This is a genomic window from Pseudomonas sp. BAY1663, assembly GCF_000582595.1.
Lineage (GTDB): Bacteria > Pseudomonadota > Gammaproteobacteria > Pseudomonadales > Pseudomonadaceae > Stutzerimonas > Stutzerimonas stutzeri_AF.
This window is the reverse complement of record NZ_AZSV01000008.1, coordinates 1-17,724: the sequence shown is the minus strand read 5'-3', so window position 1 is coordinate 17,724 and position 17,724 is coordinate 1. Positions and strand designations below refer to the sequence as shown.

The window sequence follows — 17,724 nt, the reverse complement described above, 5'->3', positions numbered from 1 at the left end:
CGCTTAGAGTTGGGAGGCCAGTTTTTCGACCAGCTCGTTGTGCACCTTGGCGTCCACCTGGGACTCCAGGATCTTCTCCGCGCCGGCGACGGCCAGAGCCGCTACCTGACTGCGCAGTTGGTCCCTGGCACGGTTCACTTCCTGTTCGATCTCGGCGCGGGCGCCGGCGACCAGTCGCTCGCCTTCCACACGTGCCTGCTGCTTGGCTTCCTCGATGATCGCGTTGGCGTGCTTGTTCGCCTGTTCGATGATCTGGGCTGCCTGCTCCTTGGTCTCACGCAGGGTGTTGGACACCTTGTCCTGAGCCAGTTTCAGGTCTTGCTGCGCACGGCCTGCCGCATCCAGTCCTTCGGCGATCTTCTTCTGGCGCTGCTGCATGGCCTGGGTGATGGGCGGCCATACGAATTTCATGCAGAACCAAACGAAGATAGCGAAGGCGAGCGTCTGACCGAACAGCGTCAAGTTAATGTTCACAGCGATTTACCTCGTGCTATCTCGTTCAACGCGGGAGTCATTCCACGGCGACGGGGCTCGCCCGGCGAACCCCATCTCAAACCGGAAAAATGCTTAGCCGGCGACAACGAAGATGAGGTACATCGCGATACCAACGCCGATCATCGGCACGGCGTCGAGCAGACCGGCCATCAGGAAGGTCTTGGTTTGCAGCTGAGGAGCCAGCTCGGGTTGACGAGCGGTGGATTCCAGCAGTTTGCCGCCCAGCAGGGCGAAGCCGATGCCGGTACCCAGGCACCCAGACCGATCATGATGGAGGCGGCGATGTAGACGAGTTCCATGTAAAGCTCCTGAAGCTAAGGGGGTTAAGGTTTTTCGGTGAAGCGTTAGCGGTTTTCAGTGATGTTCTTCATGGGCAGAGCTCAGGTACACCACCGTCAGTACCATGAAGATGAAGGCCTGAAGCGGGATCACCAGGATATGGAAGATCGCCCAAGGCACATTCAGGGTCCACTGCACGTAGAACGGCAGCAGAGCGATGAGGATGAACACCACCTCACCGGCATACATGTTGCCGAACAGACGCAGCGCGAGGCTGAGCGGCTTGGTCAGCAGACCGAGGATTTCCAGGAACAGGTTGAACGGCACCAGCGACCAGTGGTTGAACGGGGTGAATGCCAGTTCCTTGCTGAAGCCGCCGAAGCCCTTGACCTTGACGCTGTAGAACAGGATCAGGACGAAGACGCCGAGGGACAGGCCGAAGGTGCCGTTGGGATCGGCGGTCGGCACGATCTTGAAGGCCGGCAGGCCGAGCAGGTGGGCGATACCCGGGATGTAGTCGACCGGAATCCACTTCAGGCTGTTCATCAGGAACACCCAGACGAAGATGGTCAGCGCCAGCGGGGCGATCAGGGTGTTGCGGCCGTGGAAGGTGTCCTTGACCACGCCTTCGACGAACTCGACGCACATCTCGACGAAGTTCTGCAGCTTGCCCGGTACGCCGGCCGTGGCGGCCTTGGCGGCGCTGCGGAACAGCAGGATGAAGAGGGCGCCCATCAGCAGCGACCAGCCCAGGGTGTCCAGGTGGAACGCCATGAAGCCCATGTCGCGCGCCTCGAGGCCGGTCTGGGCGATGGTCCAGGTGGCTTGATCGAGGACGGAGCCGTCAGCGCGCTCGTAACCCGCCGGCAGCTTGCCGTAGGTCAGGTTCTGCAGGTGGTGCTGGATATATTCAGCCGGGGTACTCGCCATATACGCCTCAAATGCTCAATGCTTCGGATTGTTTTTCATCAGCAGGAGCGCACTTGCGCCGACGCCCAGAACCAGCAGATAGCCAGCGAACAAGGCAACCGGTTGCAGCGGCCGCACCCCCACGAACACCAGCGCGAACAGCGCTGCTGCCAGAATCTGTTTACCCATCTCTCCAGACCAGAAGGACTGGATGATCGCCCGGGTCGAACGTGCGCCAAAATAACGAAAGGCCTTGTATGCGAAATACACGTTCGCCAACAGTGCGATCAGACCGCCGCACAAGGCCGAATAGCCGGCGACGATACCAAAAACGATCCCACATGAGACAGCGGTCAATAAAGCGACCAGTGCTTGCATCAGCAGAACGCGAAAGGCTGGGAGGCGATGGAAGGGTGTTCTGTTGCGTATGTTCACCGGGTTTCCATCACTGCAGCAGGCCGCGCAAATTAATTGTCCGCAGTCAAAAAAAGCGCGGCGAGTATAGGAGCAGGCCAGTCAGCGTTCAACCATCCGGTAGTATTTTCCGACTAGCACTACAAACATTTTGTATCAGCGGATGTGCGCCAGCACGCCCTGCAGTTCATCCAGAGAGCTGTAGCGGATCACCAGCTGACCCTTGCCCTTCTGACCGTGCTTGATCTGCACCGGAGAGCCCAGACGTTCGGCCAGGCGCTGTTCCAGGCGGCTGATGTCCGGATCGACCCTGGCTTCGACCTTGGGCGTTTCCTTGCTGTTCAGCCACTGGCGCACCAGCGCTTCGGTCTGCCGCACGGTCAGCCCGCGTGCGACAACATGCCGCGCGCCTTCCACCTGTTGCTCGGCCGGCAACCCCAGCAGTGCGCGGGCATGGCCCATCTCCAGATCGCCATGGGACAGCAGTGTCTTGATCTCTTCGGGCAGGGCGATCAGCCGCAGCAGGTTGCTCACCGCGACGCGCGATTTGCCCACCGCGTCGGCCACCTGCTGCTGGGTCAGCTGGAACTCCTGCTGCAAGCGCTGCAGGGCCACGGCTTCCTCGATCGGATTGAGGTCCTCGCGCTGGATGTTCTCGATCAGCGCCATGGCGATGGCGGCCTCGTCGGCGACTTCCCGGACCAATGCCGGCACGGCTTCGATGCCGGCCTGCTGGCTGGCGCGCCAGCGGCGCTCGCCGGCGATGATCTCGTAGCGGCCGCCAGTGATCGGCCGCACCACGATCGGCTGCATCACGCCATGGGTCCTGATCGACTGAGCCAGCTCTTCCAGGGCCTGCGGGTCCATGTCGCGGCGCGGCTGGTACTTGCCGCGCTGGATCAGCTCCAGCGGCAGGTGCTGCAGTTCGCGGGTATCGACCTTGGCCGCCTCTTCCTGCATGGCCGAGACGCTGGCGCCGCCGAGCAGGGCATCCAGTCCGCGTCCTAGGCCTCTTTTCTTGGTCGCCATGAAGATTCCTTATGCGAGGGCGCTGCGCGCGGCCTGGCGCTGGCGCCGCGACAGTTCGCCGGCCAGTGCCAGGTAGGCCAGTGCGCCCTTGGATTGCTTGTCGTAGACCAGTGCCGGCATGCCGTGGCTGGGCGCCTCGGCGAGCCGCACGTTGCGTGGGATGACGGTGTCGTAGAGCTTGTCGCCGAAATGTGCCTTGAGCTGTTCGGAGACGTCGTTGGTCAGGCTGCTGCGCGGGTCGTACATGGTGCGCAACAGGCCTTCGATCTTCAGGCTCGGATTCAGCGCTTGGCCGATGCGCTGGATCGAGTTGACCAGATCGCTCAAGCCTTCGAGCGCGTAGTACTCGCACTGCATGGGGATGATCACGCCGTCGGCGGCGGTCAGCGCGTTGATGGTCAGCATCGACAGCGACGGCGGGCAGTCGATGAGGATGTAGTCGTAGTTCTCGCGCACCGGCGCCAGCGCCTCGCGCAGGCGGTTCTCCTTGGCCGGCAGGTTCAGCAGCGCGACCTCGGCCGCGGTCAGGTCGCGGTTGGCCGGCAGCAGCTGGTAGCCGCCGTGTTCGGAGAACTGCATGGCGTCCACCAGGCTGCATTCGCCGATCAGCACGTCGTAGATCGAGTACTCCAGGTTCAGCTTGTCCACGCCGCTGCCGGTGGTGGCGTTGCCCTGGGGGTCGAGGTCGATCAGCAGCACCCGGCGCCGGGTGGCCACCAGCGAGGCGGCCAGGTTGATGCAGGTGGTGGTCTTGGCGACACCGCCCTTCTGGTTGGCGATGGCGAATACTCTGGCCATGGTCAGCGTCTGTCCGTCATGAAGTGCGGCGCAGTATCAGCAGATGGCGCTGGCCTTGGCAACCGGGAACCTTGAGTACGTGACAGGCATCCAGGCGGAAATCGTCCGGCAGCGCCTGCAGTTCGTCGTCGGGCTGCACGCCCTTCATCGCCAGCCAGCGGCAATCGGCTACCCCCAGGTGACGGGTCCAGTCGGTGAAGTCCTGCAGGGAGCTGAAGGCCCGCGAGGTGATGCCGTCGAACGGAGTTGCCGGCCGATAATGTTCCACTCGGTCGTGGACGACCTCGAGATTGGCCAGTTTCAGCTCCAGCTTCACCTGGGTCAGGAAACGGGTCTTCTTGCCGTTGGCGTCGAGCAGGGTGAAGCCATGCTCGGGGAACATGATCGCCAAGGGCACGCCTGGCATGCCACCGCCGCTGCCGACGTCGAGCCAGTGCTGGCCGGCTTCGGCGACGAAGGGCACCACGCTGAGGCTGTCGAGCAAGTGACGCGAGACCATCTCGTCCGGATCGCGCACTGCGGTCAGGTTGTAGGCCTTGTTCCACTTGATCAGCAACGCCAGGTAGGCCAGCAGCTGTTCCTGCTGGTGGGTGCTGACTTCGATGCCGAGTTCAGCGGCGCCGCGAGCAAGCTCGGCGGCGTGCTGTTCGCTGACTCCGTTCATCAGGCACTCTGCTCCAGTTGCTGGCCGGCATTGCGCTTCTTCAGGTGGATCATCAGCAGCGATACCGCCGCCGGCGTGACGCCGGGAATGCGCGAGGCCTGGCCGAGGGTCTCCGGACGGGCCAGGCCCAGCTTGTGCTGGATCTCCTTGGACAGCCCGGCGATCGTCGCGTAGTCGAGATCGGTCGGCAGGCGCACGTTCTCGCTGGCGCGCAGGCGTTCGATCTCTTCCTGCTGGCGCTCGATGTAGCCGGCGTACTTGGTCTTGATTTCCACCTGCTCGGCGACCTGCGGGTCTTCGGCGCCGGCACCGGTCAGTTCGATCAGGCTCTGGTAGTCGATTTCCGGTCTCGCCAGCAGGTTGAGCAGGTTGTATTCGCGCGCCAGCGGGCTGCCGAAACGCGCGGCGATGGCCTCGCCCTCGGCGCTGCCCGGGCGTACCCAGCAGCTCTTCAGCCGCTGTTCCTCGCGCTCGATGCCTTCGCGCTTGGCGCAGAACGCCGCCCAGCGGCGCTCGTCGACCAGGCCCAGCTCGCGGCCCTTCTCGGTCAGGCGCAGGTCGGCGTTGTCCTCGCGCAGGATCAGCCGGTACTCGGCGCGCGAGGTGAACATGCGGTAGGGCTCCTGGGTGCCGAGGGTGATCAGGTCGTCGACCAGCACGCCGAGGTAGGCCTCGTCGCGGCGAGGGCACCAGCTGTCCTTGCCCTGCGCGCGCAGGGCGGCATTGGCGCCGGCGAGCAGGCCCTGGGCGCCGGCTTCCTCGTAGCCGGTGGTGCCGTTGATCTGGCCGGCGAAGAACAGCCCGGCGATGACCTTGGTTTCCAGGCTGTACTTGAGGTCGCGCGGGTCGAAGTAGTCGTACTCGATGGCGTAGCGGGGCGCACGATGTGCGCGTTCTCCATGCCGCGGATGCTCTGCACGATCTGCAACTGCACGTCGAACGGCAGCGAGGTGGAGATGCCGTTGGGGTAGAGCTCGTGGGTGGTCAGGCCTTCGGGCTCGAGGAACACCTGGTGGCTGTCCTTGTCGGCGAAGCGATGGATCTTGTCCTCGATCGACGGGCAGTAGCGCGGGCCGACGCCTTCGATCACGCCGGAATACATCGGCGAGCGATCCAGGTTGGCGGCGATGATCTCGTGGGTGCGCGCGTTGGTGTGGGTGATCCAGCAGCTGACCTGCGGCGGATGCTGCTCGCGCGAGCCGAGGAAGGACATCACCGGCAGCGGCGTATCGCCGGGCTGTTCGGTCATCTGCGTGAAATCCACCGTACGGCCGTCGATGCGCGGCGGCGTGCCGGTCTTCAGCCGGCCGACGCGCAGCGGCAGTTCGCGCAGGCGCTGGGCCAGGGCGATCGACGGCGGATCGCCGGCACGACCGCCGGAATAGTTCTGCAGGCCGATGTGGATAAGTCCGCCAAGGAAGGTGCCGGTGGTCAGCACCACCGAGCTGGCGAAGAAACGCAACCCCATCTGGGTGACCACGCCCTTGACCTCGTCCTGTTCGACGATCAGGTCGTCGGCCGCCTGCTGGAATATCCACAGGTTGGGCTGGTTCTCCAGGATCTCGCGGATCGCCGCCTTGTACAGCACGCGGTCGGCCTGCGCGCGGGTGGCGCGTACCGCCGGTCCCTTGCGGCTGTTGAGCACGCGGAACTGGATGCCGCCCTTGTCGGTGGCGGTGGCCATGGCTCCGCCCAGGGCATCGATTTCCTTGACCAGATGGCTCTTGCCGATGCCGCCGATGGCCGGGTTGCAGCTCATCTGCCCGAGGGTTTCCACATTGTGGCTGAGCAGCAGGGTCTTCACGCCCATGCGTGCCGCTGCCAGCGCAGCTTCGGTGCCGGCATGGCCGCCGCCGATCACGATCACGTCAAAACGGGAAGGGAAGTCCACCACGCACCTCGTGCCTGTTCAGATGGGAATTGGGGAAACCGCGAAGTATAGGGATTTAGCCGAAGCTAAAGAAGGGCCCTGAGCAAAAAATGATCAACCGTTGGGTCGAATGCTCGGGCAGGCAAAAGAATACAAAGAAGAAGAAATTTATAAAGAGCTTGTTTATATGTTTATGTATGGTGACAAGCCCTTCTGTGGATAAAAGCTTGCAGCCCACTCCTGGCGCCGTTTGCAAGGAATGATAACCCTGTGCGGTGGCTGGGTGTCGGCGGTGTGTTTGCCGTCGGCAGCCTGTGGATTAAATCAAGGCTTATGCACAAGCGGGATTATCCTCGGCTTTCGGGTCGTCTTATCGACCGGGTTCAGGGCCGTTTTTCCACAGGGCTCCTGCTCCAGCATGGTGTAGCAGATAAAGCATGCGCGAACAGCCATCCGCCGCACTTTGCGGCACGGCGGATGACGGGATTGGGGCGGAGAGGACGGGGGCGCAGGCGGGTGATTACGCCTGTATCGGACTCACTTGCCGATGCAGAAGCTCGAGAAGATACGCCCAAGCAGATCGTCGGAGCTGAACGCCCCGGTGATCTCGCCGAGCGCCTGTTGCGCCAGGCGCAGGTCCTCGGCCAGCAGTTCGCCGGCGCCGGCGAGGGTCAGCTGGGCGTGACCGTGTTGCAGGTACTGCTCGGCCAGGCGCAGCGCATCCAGGTGACGGCGGCGGGCGCTGAAGCTGCTTTCGGCGGTCTGTTCGTAGCCCATGCAGCTTTTCAGGTGCTCGCGCAGCAGCTCGATGCCTTCGCCGGAACGGGCGCACAGGCTCAGCGTCACCTGGCCATCGGCGGCGACCCGCAGGGCGATCGGCTCGCCGCTCAGGTCGGCCTTGTTGCGGATCAGCGTGACCTTGTCCGGCTCCGGGTTGCTGTCGAGGAATTCCGGCCAGAGCGCCGAGGGATCGTCGGCCTCGGGGGCGCTGGCATCGACCATCAGCAGCACCCGGTCGGCCTCGCCGATCGCCGTGAGCGCACGCTGTACGCCGATGCGCTCGACATGGTCCTGGGTGTCGCGCAGCCCGGCGGTGTCCACCACGTGCAGCGGCATGCCGTCGATGAGGATGTGTTCGCGCAGCACGTCGCGGGTGGTGCCGGCGATATCGGTGACGATGGCCGCCTCGCGCCCGGCCAGCGCATTGAGCAGGCTGGACTTGCCGGCGTTGGGACGGCCGGCGATGACCACCGTCATGCCGTCGCGCAGCAAGGCACCCTGGCCGGCCTCGCGCAACACTGTGGATAACTCGGCACGTACGCCCTCGAGTTGCGCGAGCACGTGGCCATCGGCGAGAAAGTCGATTTCCTCCTCGGGAAAGTCGATGGCCGCCTCGACGTAGATGCGCAGCTGGATCAGGCGCTCGGTGAGCTGGTGCACCCGCCGGGAGAACTCGCCCTGCAGGGAACGCACGGCATTGCGCGCGGCCTGGGCCGAGCTCGCTTCGATCAGGTCGGCGATGGCCTCGGCCTGGGCCAGGTCGAGCTTGTCGTTGAGGAAGGCCCGTTCGCTGAATTCGCCGGGCCGCGCCAGCCGCGCGCCCAGTTCCACGCAGCGCTGCAACAGCATATCGAGCACCACGGGGCCGCCGTGGCCCTGCAGTTCCAGCACGTCCTCGCCGGTGAAGGAATGGGGGCCGGGGAAGAACAGCAGCAGCCCTTCGTCGATCACCTCGCCGTCGTCGGCATGGAACGGCCCGTAGTGTGCATGCCGCGGTGTCGGCTCGCGCCCGCTGAGGGTGATCGCGACCGCCCTGGCACGCGGGCCCGAGACACGGACGATGCCAACTCCACCGCGCCCGGGCGCGGTCGCGACGGCGGCGATGGTATCGCGGGCATGGCTCATGGGGGCCTCCTGTCAGGCTAACGGGGAGAAAGCAAAACGCCCCAATCAAGGGGCGTTCGCGTAAGCGGGCAAGGCGTCAGGCTTTCTTGGCCGTACCTTCGATCTGCCGGGTAATGTACCACTGCTGGGCGATCGACAGGACGTTGTTGACTACCCAGTACAGCACCAGGCCGGCCGGGAACCAGAGGAAGAAGAAGGTGAAGATGATCGGCAGCAGCTTCATCACACGCGCCTGCATCGGGTCCGGCGGAGTCGGGTTCAGTTGCTGCTGGATGAACATGGTCACGCCCATCACGATCGGCAGGATGAAGAACGGATCCTTGATCGACAGGTCGGTGATCCAGAACATCCACGGTGCCTGGCGCATCTCCACGCTTTCCAGCAGTACCCAGTAGAGGGCGAGGAATACCGGCATCTGCACCAGGATCGGCAGGCAGCCGCCCAGCGGATTGATCTTCTCCTTCTTGTACAGCTCCATCATCGCCTGGGACATCTTCTGGCGATCGTCACCGAACTGTTCCTTGAGCGCCTGCATCTTCGGCGACACCGCGCGCATGCGCGCCATCGACTTGTAGCTGGCCGCCGACAGCGGGAAGAATGCCAGCTTGATGACGATGGTCAGGGCAATGATCGACCAGCCCCAGTTGCCCAGCAGCGCATGGATGTTCTGCAGCAGCCAGAAGATCGGCTGGGCGATGAACCAGAGGATGCCGTAGTCGACGGTCAGACGCAGGCCGGGGGAGAGTGCTTCCAGCTTGTCCTGGCTCTTCGGGCCGGCATACAGGGTGGCGCCGGTCTCGCCCTGGGCGCCGGCCGCGACGCTGAGCGCCGGACCGGTGAAGCCGATGATGTAGTTGCCCTGGCTGTCCTTGCGGGTCTGCACCTGGTTGGTGTCGCCGGCCTGCGGAATCCAGGCGGTGACGAAGTAGTGCTGCAGCCAGGCGACCCAGCCGCCCTGCACGGTCTCACGCAGGTTCTTTTCGTCCATGTTCTTCATGGAGACCTTGCGATAGGGCTCGTCCTTGGTCCACAGCGCGGCGCCGAGGTAGGTGGCGGTGCCGGTGGCGGTGCTGGAGGACGGGTCGCTGCTGTTGTCGCGCTTGAGCTGGCCGAACAGGTAGCCGGTCCAGGGCTTGTCGCTCTGGTTGTCGATCAGGTAGCGCACGCCCAGATCGTAGTTGCCGCGCGCGAAGGTGAAACGCTTGATGTAGTTGACGCCTTCGGCACTGTAGGTCAGGTCGACCACCAGCTGGTCCTGGCCGTCGGCCAGTTGGTATTCGGTCTTCTCGCTGGCGTACTGCGGACGTCCGCTGGCCTTGTCCGGGCCGTCGCCGATCAGGCCGCTCTGCGCCTCGTAGGTACGCTCGCTGCTGCGCTCGAACAGCTGGAACGGCACGTCAGGGCGATCCTGGCGTCGCGGATACTGCGGCAGTTGCAGCTCGACGATGTCGCCGCCCCGCGGATCGATGGCGACGCTCAGCACATCGGTGCGCACGCGGATCAGCTGATTGCTCGGCGCGGCACTGGGCAATGCGCTGGCTTGCTCTTGGCCGGCCACCGCCGGTACGTCTTCGACACCATTCTCGCTGGCAGTAGTGGCTGGAGTGTCCGGCAGCGCCGGTGCTGCGGCCTGGCTTTGCGAGGTTTCGGCTGGCAGGGCGGCCTGGCCGTAGTCCTGGTTCCACTGCAGAACCATCAGGTAGGCAACGACTGCCAGGGCTACAAGCAGGATCGAGCGTTTGATATCCATGGTTACTCGGCCATCGGAGATGAATTGGAAGTGTTATGGGAGGGCACGGGATCGTAGCCGCCGGGATTCCACGGATGGCAGCGACCCAGCCGGCGCAGACTCAGCCAGCCGCCGCGCAGCAGACCATGGGTTTCGATGGCCTCGAGTGCATAGCAGGAGCAGCTTGGATAGAAACGACAATGGCTGGCCATCATGGGACTGATGGCGTACTGGTAAACCCTGATCGAAGCGATGGCCAATTTACGCATGGGTAGTGTTGGCTGCTCCAGGTTCGGCGGAGGCCTTGGACGGCGTGCGTGACAGGCGCTTCCAGAGCTTGACGAACTGCCGTGCCAGTTCGGGATTGTCCAGATCGGCCAATCCCTTGCGGGCGACGATCACGATATCCCAGCCCGTCAGTCCCAGCTGGTGGTGACGAAAGGTTTCGCGGATCTGCCGCTTGATGCGGTTGCGCTCAACCGAGAGCTTGACGCTCTTCTTGCCGATCACCAGGCCGAGACGAGGGTATTGCAGATCGTTCTCGCGGGCCAGCAGCAGGACGTGCCTGCCAGGTACCTTACCGGAAGGGGAGTCGAAGACTGCCTTGAATTGGCGGGGGGTCAGCAGTCGCTTTTCCCGGCCGAAGTCCCGACTCACTACCTGTTCCGATATCAGACGGTCAGACGCTTGCGGCCTTTGGCGCGACGACGCGACAGGACTTGACGACCGTTCTTGGTGGCCATGCGGGCACGGAAGCCATGGGTACGGGCGCGCTTGATGGTGCTGGGTTGGAAAGTGCGTTTCATGGTGCGTTTACCTGGTGATCCATCGCGGGCCGGAATGGCCCCCTTTTAAGAGACCGGCGATTGTAGAGAAGCTGCCCGGCCAGGTCAATTTCCAACCAGACTTCTGCCTGATAAAAGATAGAAAGAGAGATATTTAAAGCTTTCAAGATGTAATGCTTGTATATGATGCCGCCCATGCCTGTGTAAAAGTCCGGCTATGCCCCGTGGTTCGTGGGCTTCAGGAAAGGCGAACCAGGTGGGTAAGCCGTGCGGGGCTGGTGGAGTGTCTCGGAGTAACCTGGGGATGGAATGCCTGGATATCCACAGGAGGCGTTGGCCGTTGGTTCTTCACAGGCTCATCCAGAACCTTCAGCTGCGGTTATCCACAGAGTTGAAGGGGCGGCTTGGCGCAACGCTTCGACTCTGGTTGAGCGACCGGCTTTCGGGTTGTTGTGGATAACCGCAGACCCGACAGCTACAATGCCGCCTTCTTACCTCGACAGCGTCGATAGGAGATTCCGTGTCGGTGGAACTTTGGCAGCAGTGCGTGGAGCTCTTGCGCGATGAACTGCCTGCTCAGCAATTCAACACATGGATTCGTCCGCTCCAGGTAGAAGCCGAGGCTGACGAACTGCGGGTCTACGCGCCCAATCGCTTCGTGCTCGACTGGGTCAACGAGAAGTACCTGTCGCGTCTGCTCGAACTGCTTTCCGAGCGTTCCACCGGACTTGCCCCTGCGCTCTCGCTGCTCATCGGCAGCAAGCGCACCGCTGCCGCCGCACTTCCTTCCGCTGCCGCCGCGGCGGCTCGTGCCCAGCCGCAGCCGGTCCCCGTGGCCCCCAGCGCAATCGAGCAACCGCAGGCTGCGCAGTTCGAGCCGCTGTCCGTCGCAGCCGAAGAGCCCGAGGCGGCACCGCCGCGAGTCGAGCGCGCCGTGCAGGTGGAGGGCGGGCTCAAGCACACCAGCTATTTGAACCGCACCTTCACCTTCGAGAACTTCGTCGAGGGCAAATCCAACCAGTTGGCACGCGCCGCGGCCTGGCAGGTGGCGGACAATCCCAAGCACGGCTACAACCCACTGTTCCTCTATGGTGGCGTCGGCCTCGGCAAGACCCACCTGATGCATGCGGTGGGCAATCACCTGCTGAAAAAGAACCCCAACGCCAAGGTGGTCTACCTGCACTCCGAGCGCTTCGTCGCCGACATGGTCAAGGCGCTGCAGCTCAACGCCATCAACGAATTCAAGCGCTTCTACCGTTCGGTGGACGCGCTGCTGATCGACGACATCCAGTTCTTCGCCAAGAAGGAACGCTCGCAGGAAGAGTTCTTCCATACCTTCAATGCGCTGCTCGAGGGCGGGCAGCAGGTCATCCTCACCAGCGACCGCTACCCCAAGGAGATCGACGGCCTGGAAGAGCGCCTGAAATCGCGTTTCGGCTGGGGCCTGACGGTGGCGGTCGAGCCGCCTGAGCTGGAAACCCGGGTGGCGATCCTGATGAAGAAGGCCGACCAGGCCAAGGTCGACCTGCCGCACGATGCGGCCTTCTTCATCGCCCAGCGCATACGTTCCAACGTGCGCGAACTCGAAGGCGCCCTGAAACGGGTGATCGCCCATGCGCACTTCATGGGCCGCGATATCACCATCGAGCTGATCCGCGAATCGCTGAAGGATCTGCTGGCGTTGCAGGACAAGCTCGTCAGCGTCGACAATATCCAGCGCACCGTGGCCGAGTACTACAAGATCAAGATATCCGATCTGCTGTCCAAGCGCCGTTCGCGTTCCGTCGCGCGGCCGCGGCAGGTGGCGATGGCGCTGTCCAAGGAATTGACCAACCACAGCCTGCCGGAGATCGGCGATGCGTTCGGTGGCCGGGATCACACCACGGTCCTGCATGCCTGCCGTAAGATCGCCGAACTTCGGGAAACTGACGCAGATATCCGCGAAGATTACAAGAATCTGCTGCGAACTTTGACAACCTGAGTGCGACCCATCTACTAGGCAAGGGACCAGACCATGCATTTCTCCATTCAGCGCGAAGCCCTGTTGAAACCCCTGCAGCTGGTTGCCGGCGTCGTCGAACGGCGCCAGACCTTGCCGGTGCTGTCCAACGTCCTGCTGGTGGTGCAGGGACAGCAACTGTCGTTGACCGGTACCGACCTGGAAGTCGAGCTGGTCGGCCGGGTCGCCCTCGAGGATTCCGCCGAACCGGGCGAGATCACCGTGCCGGCACGCAAGCTGATGGACATCTGCAAGAGCCTGCCCAGCGATGCGCTGATCAACATCCGTCTCGATGAGCAGAAGGTGGTGATCAAGTCCGGACGCAGCCGTTTCACCCTGTCGACGCTGCCGGCCAACGATTTCCCCACGGTGGAAGAAGGTCCCGGCTCGCTGTCGTTCAGCGTCGAACAGGGCAAACTGCGCCGCCTGATCGAACGCAGCAGCTTCGCCATGGCGCAGCAGGACGTGCGTTACTACCTCAACGGCATGCTCATCGAGGTGTCCAGCGGCATGCTGCGCGCGGTGGCCACCGACGGCCATCGCCTGGCGATGTGTTCCATGCAGGCCGGCATAGAGCAGGCCGATCGTCATCAGGTCATCGTCCCGCGCAAGGGCATCCTCGAACTGGCGCGCCTGCTCAACGACCAGGACGCCGAGGTCAGCATCGTCCTGGGCCAGCACCACATTCGCGCCACCACCGGCGAGTTCACCTTCACTTCCAAGCTGGTCGACGGCAAGTTCCCCGACTACGAACGCGTATTGCCGCGTGGCGGCGACAAGCTGGTGGTCGGTGACCGGCAGCTGCTGCGCGAGGCCTTCAGCCGCACCGCCATTCTCTCCAACGAGAAATACCGTGGCATCCGCCTGCAGCTGGAAAGCGGCCTGCTGAAAATCCAGGCCAACAACCCCGAGCAGGAAGAGGCCGAGGAAGAGGTGGCGGTCGACTACAATGGTGGCTCGCTGGAGATCGGTTTCAACGTCAGCTACCTGCTCGACGTGCTGGGCGTGATGACCACCGACCAGGTTCGCCTGATCCTTTCCGACGCCAACAGCAGCGCCCTGCTCCAGGAATTCGACAACGACGACTCGGCCTACGTCGTGATGCCGATGCGCCTGTAATCGTCGACCTGAATGTCCCTCAGTCGTATCTCCGTCACCGGGGTACGCAATCTGCACCCGGTGACGCTGACGCCCTCTCCTCGCATCAACATCCTCTTCGGCGATAACGGCAGCGGCAAGACCAGTCTGCTCGAGGCTATCCACCTGCTCGGCCTGGCCCGTTCGTTTCGCAGCATCCGCCTCAATCCGGTGATCAGCTACGAGCAGCCGGCCTGCACCGTGTTCGGCCAGGTGCAGCTGCCCGACGAGCACAGCCGCGCGCTGGGCATCTCGCGCGATCGCAGCGGCGAGGTGAGAATCCGTATCGACGGGCAGAGCGTTCGTTCGACCGCCGAGCTCGCCGATACCCTGCCCTTGCAGCTGATCAACCCGGATAGTTTCCGCCTGCTCGAAGGTGCGCCGAAGCTGCGCCGGCAGTTTCTCGATTGGGGTGTGTTCCACGTGGAACATCGCTTTCTCGGTGCCTGGCAACGGCTGCAACAGGCCCTGCGGCAACGGAACTCGTGGCTGCGGCATGGTACACTTGACGGCGCTTCGGAAGCGGCCTGGAGCCGGGAACTGGCGCTGGCGAGCGACGAGATCGACGGCTATCGGCGCGCCTATATCCAGGCGCTGAAACCGGTCTTCGAAAGAACGCTCGGCGCGCTGCTGGAGCTCGATGGGCTGACGCTCAGTTATTACCGTGGATGGGACAAGGAGCGCACGCTCAGCGAGGTGCTGGCGGCTTCCCTGGAGCGCGATCGAGCGTTGGGACATACCCAGTCCGGACCTCAACGCGCCGACCTGCGGCTGAGAATGGGCAACCATAACGCGGCCGAAGTTCTGTCGCGCGGCCAACAGAAGCTGGTGGTGTGTGCCTTGCGCATTGCCCAGGGCCACCTCGTCAGCGAGGCGAAGCGTGGGCAGTGCATCTACCTGGTCGACGACCTGCCGTCCGAACTGGACGAGCAGCATCGGCTGGCGTTGTGCAGGTTGCTCGAGCAACTGGACTGTCAGGTGTTCATTACCTGTGTCGATTCAACTGTTTTGCAAGCAGGCTGGTGCGAGCAGACACCAGTCTCAATGTTTCACGTGGAACATGGGCATATCAGCCAAGTCCACGGCCCCTCGGGAGTGAAGGCATGAGCGAAAACCACACGTACGATTCGTCGAGCATCAAGGTACTCAAAGGCCTCGATGCCGTGCGCAAGCGTCCCGGCATGTACATCGGCGATACCGACGACGGCACCGGTCTGCACCACATGGTCTTCGAGGTCGTCGATAACTCGATCGACGAAGCCCTGGCCGGCCACTGCAGTGACATCTCCATCACCATTCATGTCGATGAATCCATCACTGTGCGTGACAACGGTCGCGGCATTCCGGTGGACCTCCATAAGGAAGAAGGTGTCTCGGCGGCCGAGGTCATCATGACCGTACTGCACGCCGGTGGTAAGTTCGACGACAACTCCTACAAGGTTTCCGGCGGCCTGCATGGTGTGGGGGTGTCGGTGGTCAATGCACTGTCCGAGGAGCTGCTGCTGACGATCCGCCGCGAAGGCAAGGTCTGGGAACAGCTGTACCGCCACGGCGTGCCGCAGGCGCCGCTTGCCGCAGTCGGCGAGACCGATACATCGGGCACCGAAATCCACTTCAAGCCTTCGGCCGAGACCTTCCAGAACATCCACTTCAGCTGGGACATCCTGGCCAAGCGCCTGCGCGAGCTGTCCTTCCTCAACTCCGGGGTTGGTATCGTCCTGCGTGACGAGCGCAGCGCCAAGGAAGAGCTGTTCAAGTACGAAGGCGGCCTGAGCGCCTTCGTCAGCTACCTCAACACCAACAAGACCGCGGTCAACCAGGTGTTCCACTTCAACGTGCAGCGCGACGACGGCGTCGGTGTCGAGGTGGCGCTGCAGTGGAACGACAGCTTCAACGAGAACATCCTCTGCTTCACCAACAACATCCCGCAACGCGATGGCGGCACCCACCTGGCCGGCTTCCGCTCGGCGCTGACCCGCAACCTGAATGCCTACATCGAGCAGGAAGGCCTGGCGAAGAAGCACAAGATCTCCACCACCGGCGACGATGCGCGCGAGGGCCTGACGGCGATCATCTCGGTGAAGGTGCCGGACCCCAAGTTCAGCTCGCAGACCAAGGACAAGCTGGTCTCCTCCGAGGTGAAGACTGCGGTGGAACAGGAGATGGGCAAGTACTTCGCCGACTTCCTGCTCGAGCATCCCAACGAGGCCAAGGCCGTGGTCGGCAAGATGATCGACGCCGCCCGTGCCCGCGAGGCTGCGCGCAAGGCCCGGGAAATGACCCGGCGCAAGGGCGCGCTGGATATCGCCGGCCTGCCGGGCAAGCTCGCCGACTGCCAGGAGAAGGATCCTGCGCTGTCCGAACTCTACATCGTGGAGGGTGATTCCGCGGGTGGCTCGGCCAAGCAGGGGCGCAACCGCAAGACCCAGGCTATCCTGCCGCTCAAGGGCAAGATCCTCAACGTCGAGAAGGCGCGCTTCGACAAGATGCTGTCCTCCCAGGAAGTCGGTACGCTGATCACCGCGCTGGGCTGCGGCATCGGGCGCGAGGAGTACAACATCGACAAGCTGCGCTACCACAACATCATCATCATGACCGATGCCGACGTCGACGGCTCGCACATCCGCACCCTGCTGCTGACCTTCTTCTTCCGCCAGCTGCCGGAGCTGATCGAGCGTGGCTACGTGTATATCGCCCAGCCGCCGCTGTACAAGGTCAAGCGTGGCAAGCAGGAGCAGTACATCAAGGACGACGAGGCGATGGAGGAATACCTGACCCAGTCCGCCCTGGAAGATGCCAGCCTGCACGTCAACGAAGACGCCCCTGGCCTCAACGGCGAGGCGCTGGAGAAGCTGGTCAACGACTACCGCACGGTGATGAAAACGCTGCAGCGCCTGTCGCGGCTGTATCCGCAGGAGCTGACCGAGCACTTCATCTACCTGCCGCGGGTATCGGTCGAGCAACTGGCCGACCAGGCCGCCATGCAGGCCTGGCTGGAGCAGTACGCCGCACTGCTCAAGAATGTGGAGCGCTCCGGCCTCGTCTATAACGCCAGCCTGCGTGAAGACAAGGAGCGCCACCTGTGGCTGCCCGAAGTGGAAATCAGCTCTCACGGGCTGGCCAGCTACATCACCTTCAACCGTGACTTCTTCGCCAGCAACGATTACCGCACCGTTACCGCGCTGGGCGAGAAACTCAATAGCCTGCTCGAGGAAGGTGCCTACGTGCAGCGCGGCGAACGCAAGAAGCCCGTGGCCAGCTTCAAGGAAGCGCTCGACTGGCTGATGGCAGAAGGCACGCGCCGGCACAGTGTCCAGCGCTACAAGGGGTTGGGCGAAATGAACCCGGATCAGCTGTGGGAAACCACCATGGACCCGAACGTGCGCCGCATGCTCAAGGTGACGATCGACGATGCGATTGCTGCCGATCAGATCTTCAATACGCTGATGGGCGATGCCGTCGAACCGCGTCGTGATTTCATCGAAACCAATGCGCTGGCGGTGTCGAACCTGGATTTCTGATTTCCTCTTCGGTGCTTCGAACGAAACCCGGTCCCTGGACCGGGTTTTTTATGCGAGATAGACAATCTGCATCGCCCCGACTGGTTTAATCAATTTCGAAAACAGCCCTTGTCGGCATAAGGTTATCCCCATCGAAAGTTACTTACCTTACCGCCCGATGGGCAGCCAAAATTCAAGCGGGGTATAGCCT

At 63.0% G+C, this 17,724-nt stretch carries 15 protein-coding genes and 2 pseudogenes; 4 read left to right on the top strand and 13 right to left on the bottom strand.

All coding sequences use genetic code 11. From position 1 onward, the window contains the following. Positions 1-3: 3 nt before the first annotated feature. From BAY1663_RS04115 to rpmH, 13 genes and pseudogenes are all read right to left on the bottom strand, one after another. A complete protein-coding gene (locus BAY1663_RS04115; RefSeq protein ID WP_037038147.1) occupies positions 4-474 on the bottom strand; it encodes a F0F1 ATP synthase subunit B in 471 nt (156 codons plus the stop codon). 93 nt (positions 475-567) lie between these two features. Further along, positions 568-794: pseudogene (gene atpE / locus BAY1663_RS23275) on the bottom strand (F0F1 ATP synthase subunit C). A 55-nt stretch (positions 795-849) separates the two neighbouring features. Next, positions 850-1,704 carry a F0F1 ATP synthase subunit A gene (atpB, locus tag BAY1663_RS04110; RefSeq protein WP_037038146.1) on the bottom strand — a complete coding sequence of 285 codons (855 nt, stop codon included), beginning with the start codon at positions 1,702-1,704 and terminating at the stop codon, positions 850-852. 15 nt (positions 1,705-1,719) lie between these two features. After that, on the bottom strand, positions 1,720-2,118 hold the full coding sequence (locus BAY1663_RS04105; protein WP_128576066.1) for a F0F1 ATP synthase subunit I: 399 nt from the start codon (positions 2,116-2,118) through the stop codon (positions 1,720-1,722). Between the two features lie 135 nt (positions 2,119-2,253). Beyond that, positions 2,254-3,126 (bottom strand): ParB/RepB/Spo0J family partition protein, encoded by an 873-nt coding sequence (locus BAY1663_RS04100; protein WP_037038141.1) that lies wholly within the window; start codon positions 3,124-3,126, stop codon positions 2,254-2,256. Positions 3,127-3,135: 9 nt separating this feature from the next. Then, on the bottom strand, positions 3,136-3,924 hold the full coding sequence (locus BAY1663_RS04095; RefSeq protein ID WP_037038139.1) for a ParA family protein: 789 nt from the start codon (positions 3,922-3,924) through the stop codon (positions 3,136-3,138). Between the two features lie 16 nt (positions 3,925-3,940). Then, positions 3,941-4,588 carry a 16S rRNA (guanine(527)-N(7))-methyltransferase RsmG gene (gene rsmG / locus BAY1663_RS04090; protein ID WP_037038137.1) on the bottom strand — a complete coding sequence of 216 codons (648 nt, stop codon included), beginning with the start codon at positions 4,586-4,588 and terminating at the stop codon, positions 3,941-3,943. Further along, positions 4,588-6,479 (bottom strand): annotated as a pseudogene (mnmG, locus tag BAY1663_RS04085) (tRNA uridine-5-carboxymethylaminomethyl(34) synthesis enzyme MnmG). The gene rsmG and the pseudogene mnmG overlap by 1 nt, the downstream one beginning before the upstream one ends. Positions 6,480-6,995: 516 nt before the next feature. After that, positions 6,996-8,363, bottom strand: coding sequence for a tRNA uridine-5-carboxymethylaminomethyl(34) synthesis GTPase MnmE (gene mnmE / locus BAY1663_RS04080; RefSeq protein ID WP_037038136.1), 1,368 nt, complete (start codon positions 8,361-8,363; stop codon positions 6,996-6,998). A 76-nt stretch (positions 8,364-8,439) separates the two neighbouring features. After that, complete coding sequence (gene yidC / locus BAY1663_RS04075; protein ID WP_037038135.1) at positions 8,440-10,113, bottom strand: membrane protein insertase YidC; 1,674 nt, start codon at positions 10,111-10,113, stop codon at positions 8,440-8,442. A 2-nt stretch (positions 10,114-10,115) separates the two neighbouring features. Then, on the bottom strand, positions 10,116-10,361 hold the full coding sequence (gene yidD / locus BAY1663_RS04070) for a membrane protein insertion efficiency factor YidD (protein WP_014822280.1): 246 nt from the start codon (positions 10,359-10,361) through the stop codon (positions 10,116-10,118). Further along, positions 10,354-10,749 (bottom strand): ribonuclease P protein component, encoded by a 396-nt coding sequence (gene rnpA, locus BAY1663_RS04065; protein ID WP_037038133.1) that lies wholly within the window; start codon positions 10,747-10,749, stop codon positions 10,354-10,356. The genes yidD and rnpA overlap by 8 nt, the downstream gene beginning before the upstream one ends. Positions 10,750-10,763: 14 nt before the next feature. After that, positions 10,764-10,898 (bottom strand): 50S ribosomal protein L34, encoded by a 135-nt coding sequence (gene rpmH / locus BAY1663_RS04060; protein ID WP_003290924.1) that lies wholly within the window; start codon positions 10,896-10,898, stop codon positions 10,764-10,766. Positions 10,899-11,397: 499 nt separating this feature from the next. On the opposite strand from rpmH, the gene dnaA reads away from it, so the two are divergent. From dnaA to gyrB, 4 genes are read left to right on the top strand one after another with little or no spacing between them, the layout of a single operon-like run. Beyond that, positions 11,398-12,858, top strand: coding sequence for a chromosomal replication initiator protein DnaA (gene dnaA, locus BAY1663_RS04050; RefSeq protein ID WP_037038129.1), 1,461 nt, complete (start codon positions 11,398-11,400; stop codon positions 12,856-12,858). Between the two features lie 33 nt (positions 12,859-12,891). After that, on the top strand, positions 12,892-13,995 hold the full coding sequence (gene dnaN / locus BAY1663_RS04045; protein WP_037038127.1) for a DNA polymerase III subunit beta: 1,104 nt from the start codon (positions 12,892-12,894) through the stop codon (positions 13,993-13,995). A 12-nt stretch (positions 13,996-14,007) separates the two neighbouring features. Next, the gene (recF, locus tag BAY1663_RS04040) at positions 14,008-15,120 is read left to right on the top strand and encodes a DNA replication/repair protein RecF (RefSeq protein ID WP_037038126.1); all 1,113 of its coding nucleotides are present in this window, start codon (positions 14,008-14,010) and stop codon (positions 15,118-15,120) included. Continuing rightward, a complete protein-coding gene (gyrB, locus tag BAY1663_RS04035) occupies positions 15,117-17,534 on the top strand; it encodes a DNA topoisomerase (ATP-hydrolyzing) subunit B (protein WP_037038124.1) in 2,418 nt (805 codons plus the stop codon). The genes recF and gyrB overlap by 4 nt, the downstream gene beginning before the upstream one ends. The last annotated feature ends 190 nt before the right edge of the window (positions 17,535-17,724 follow it).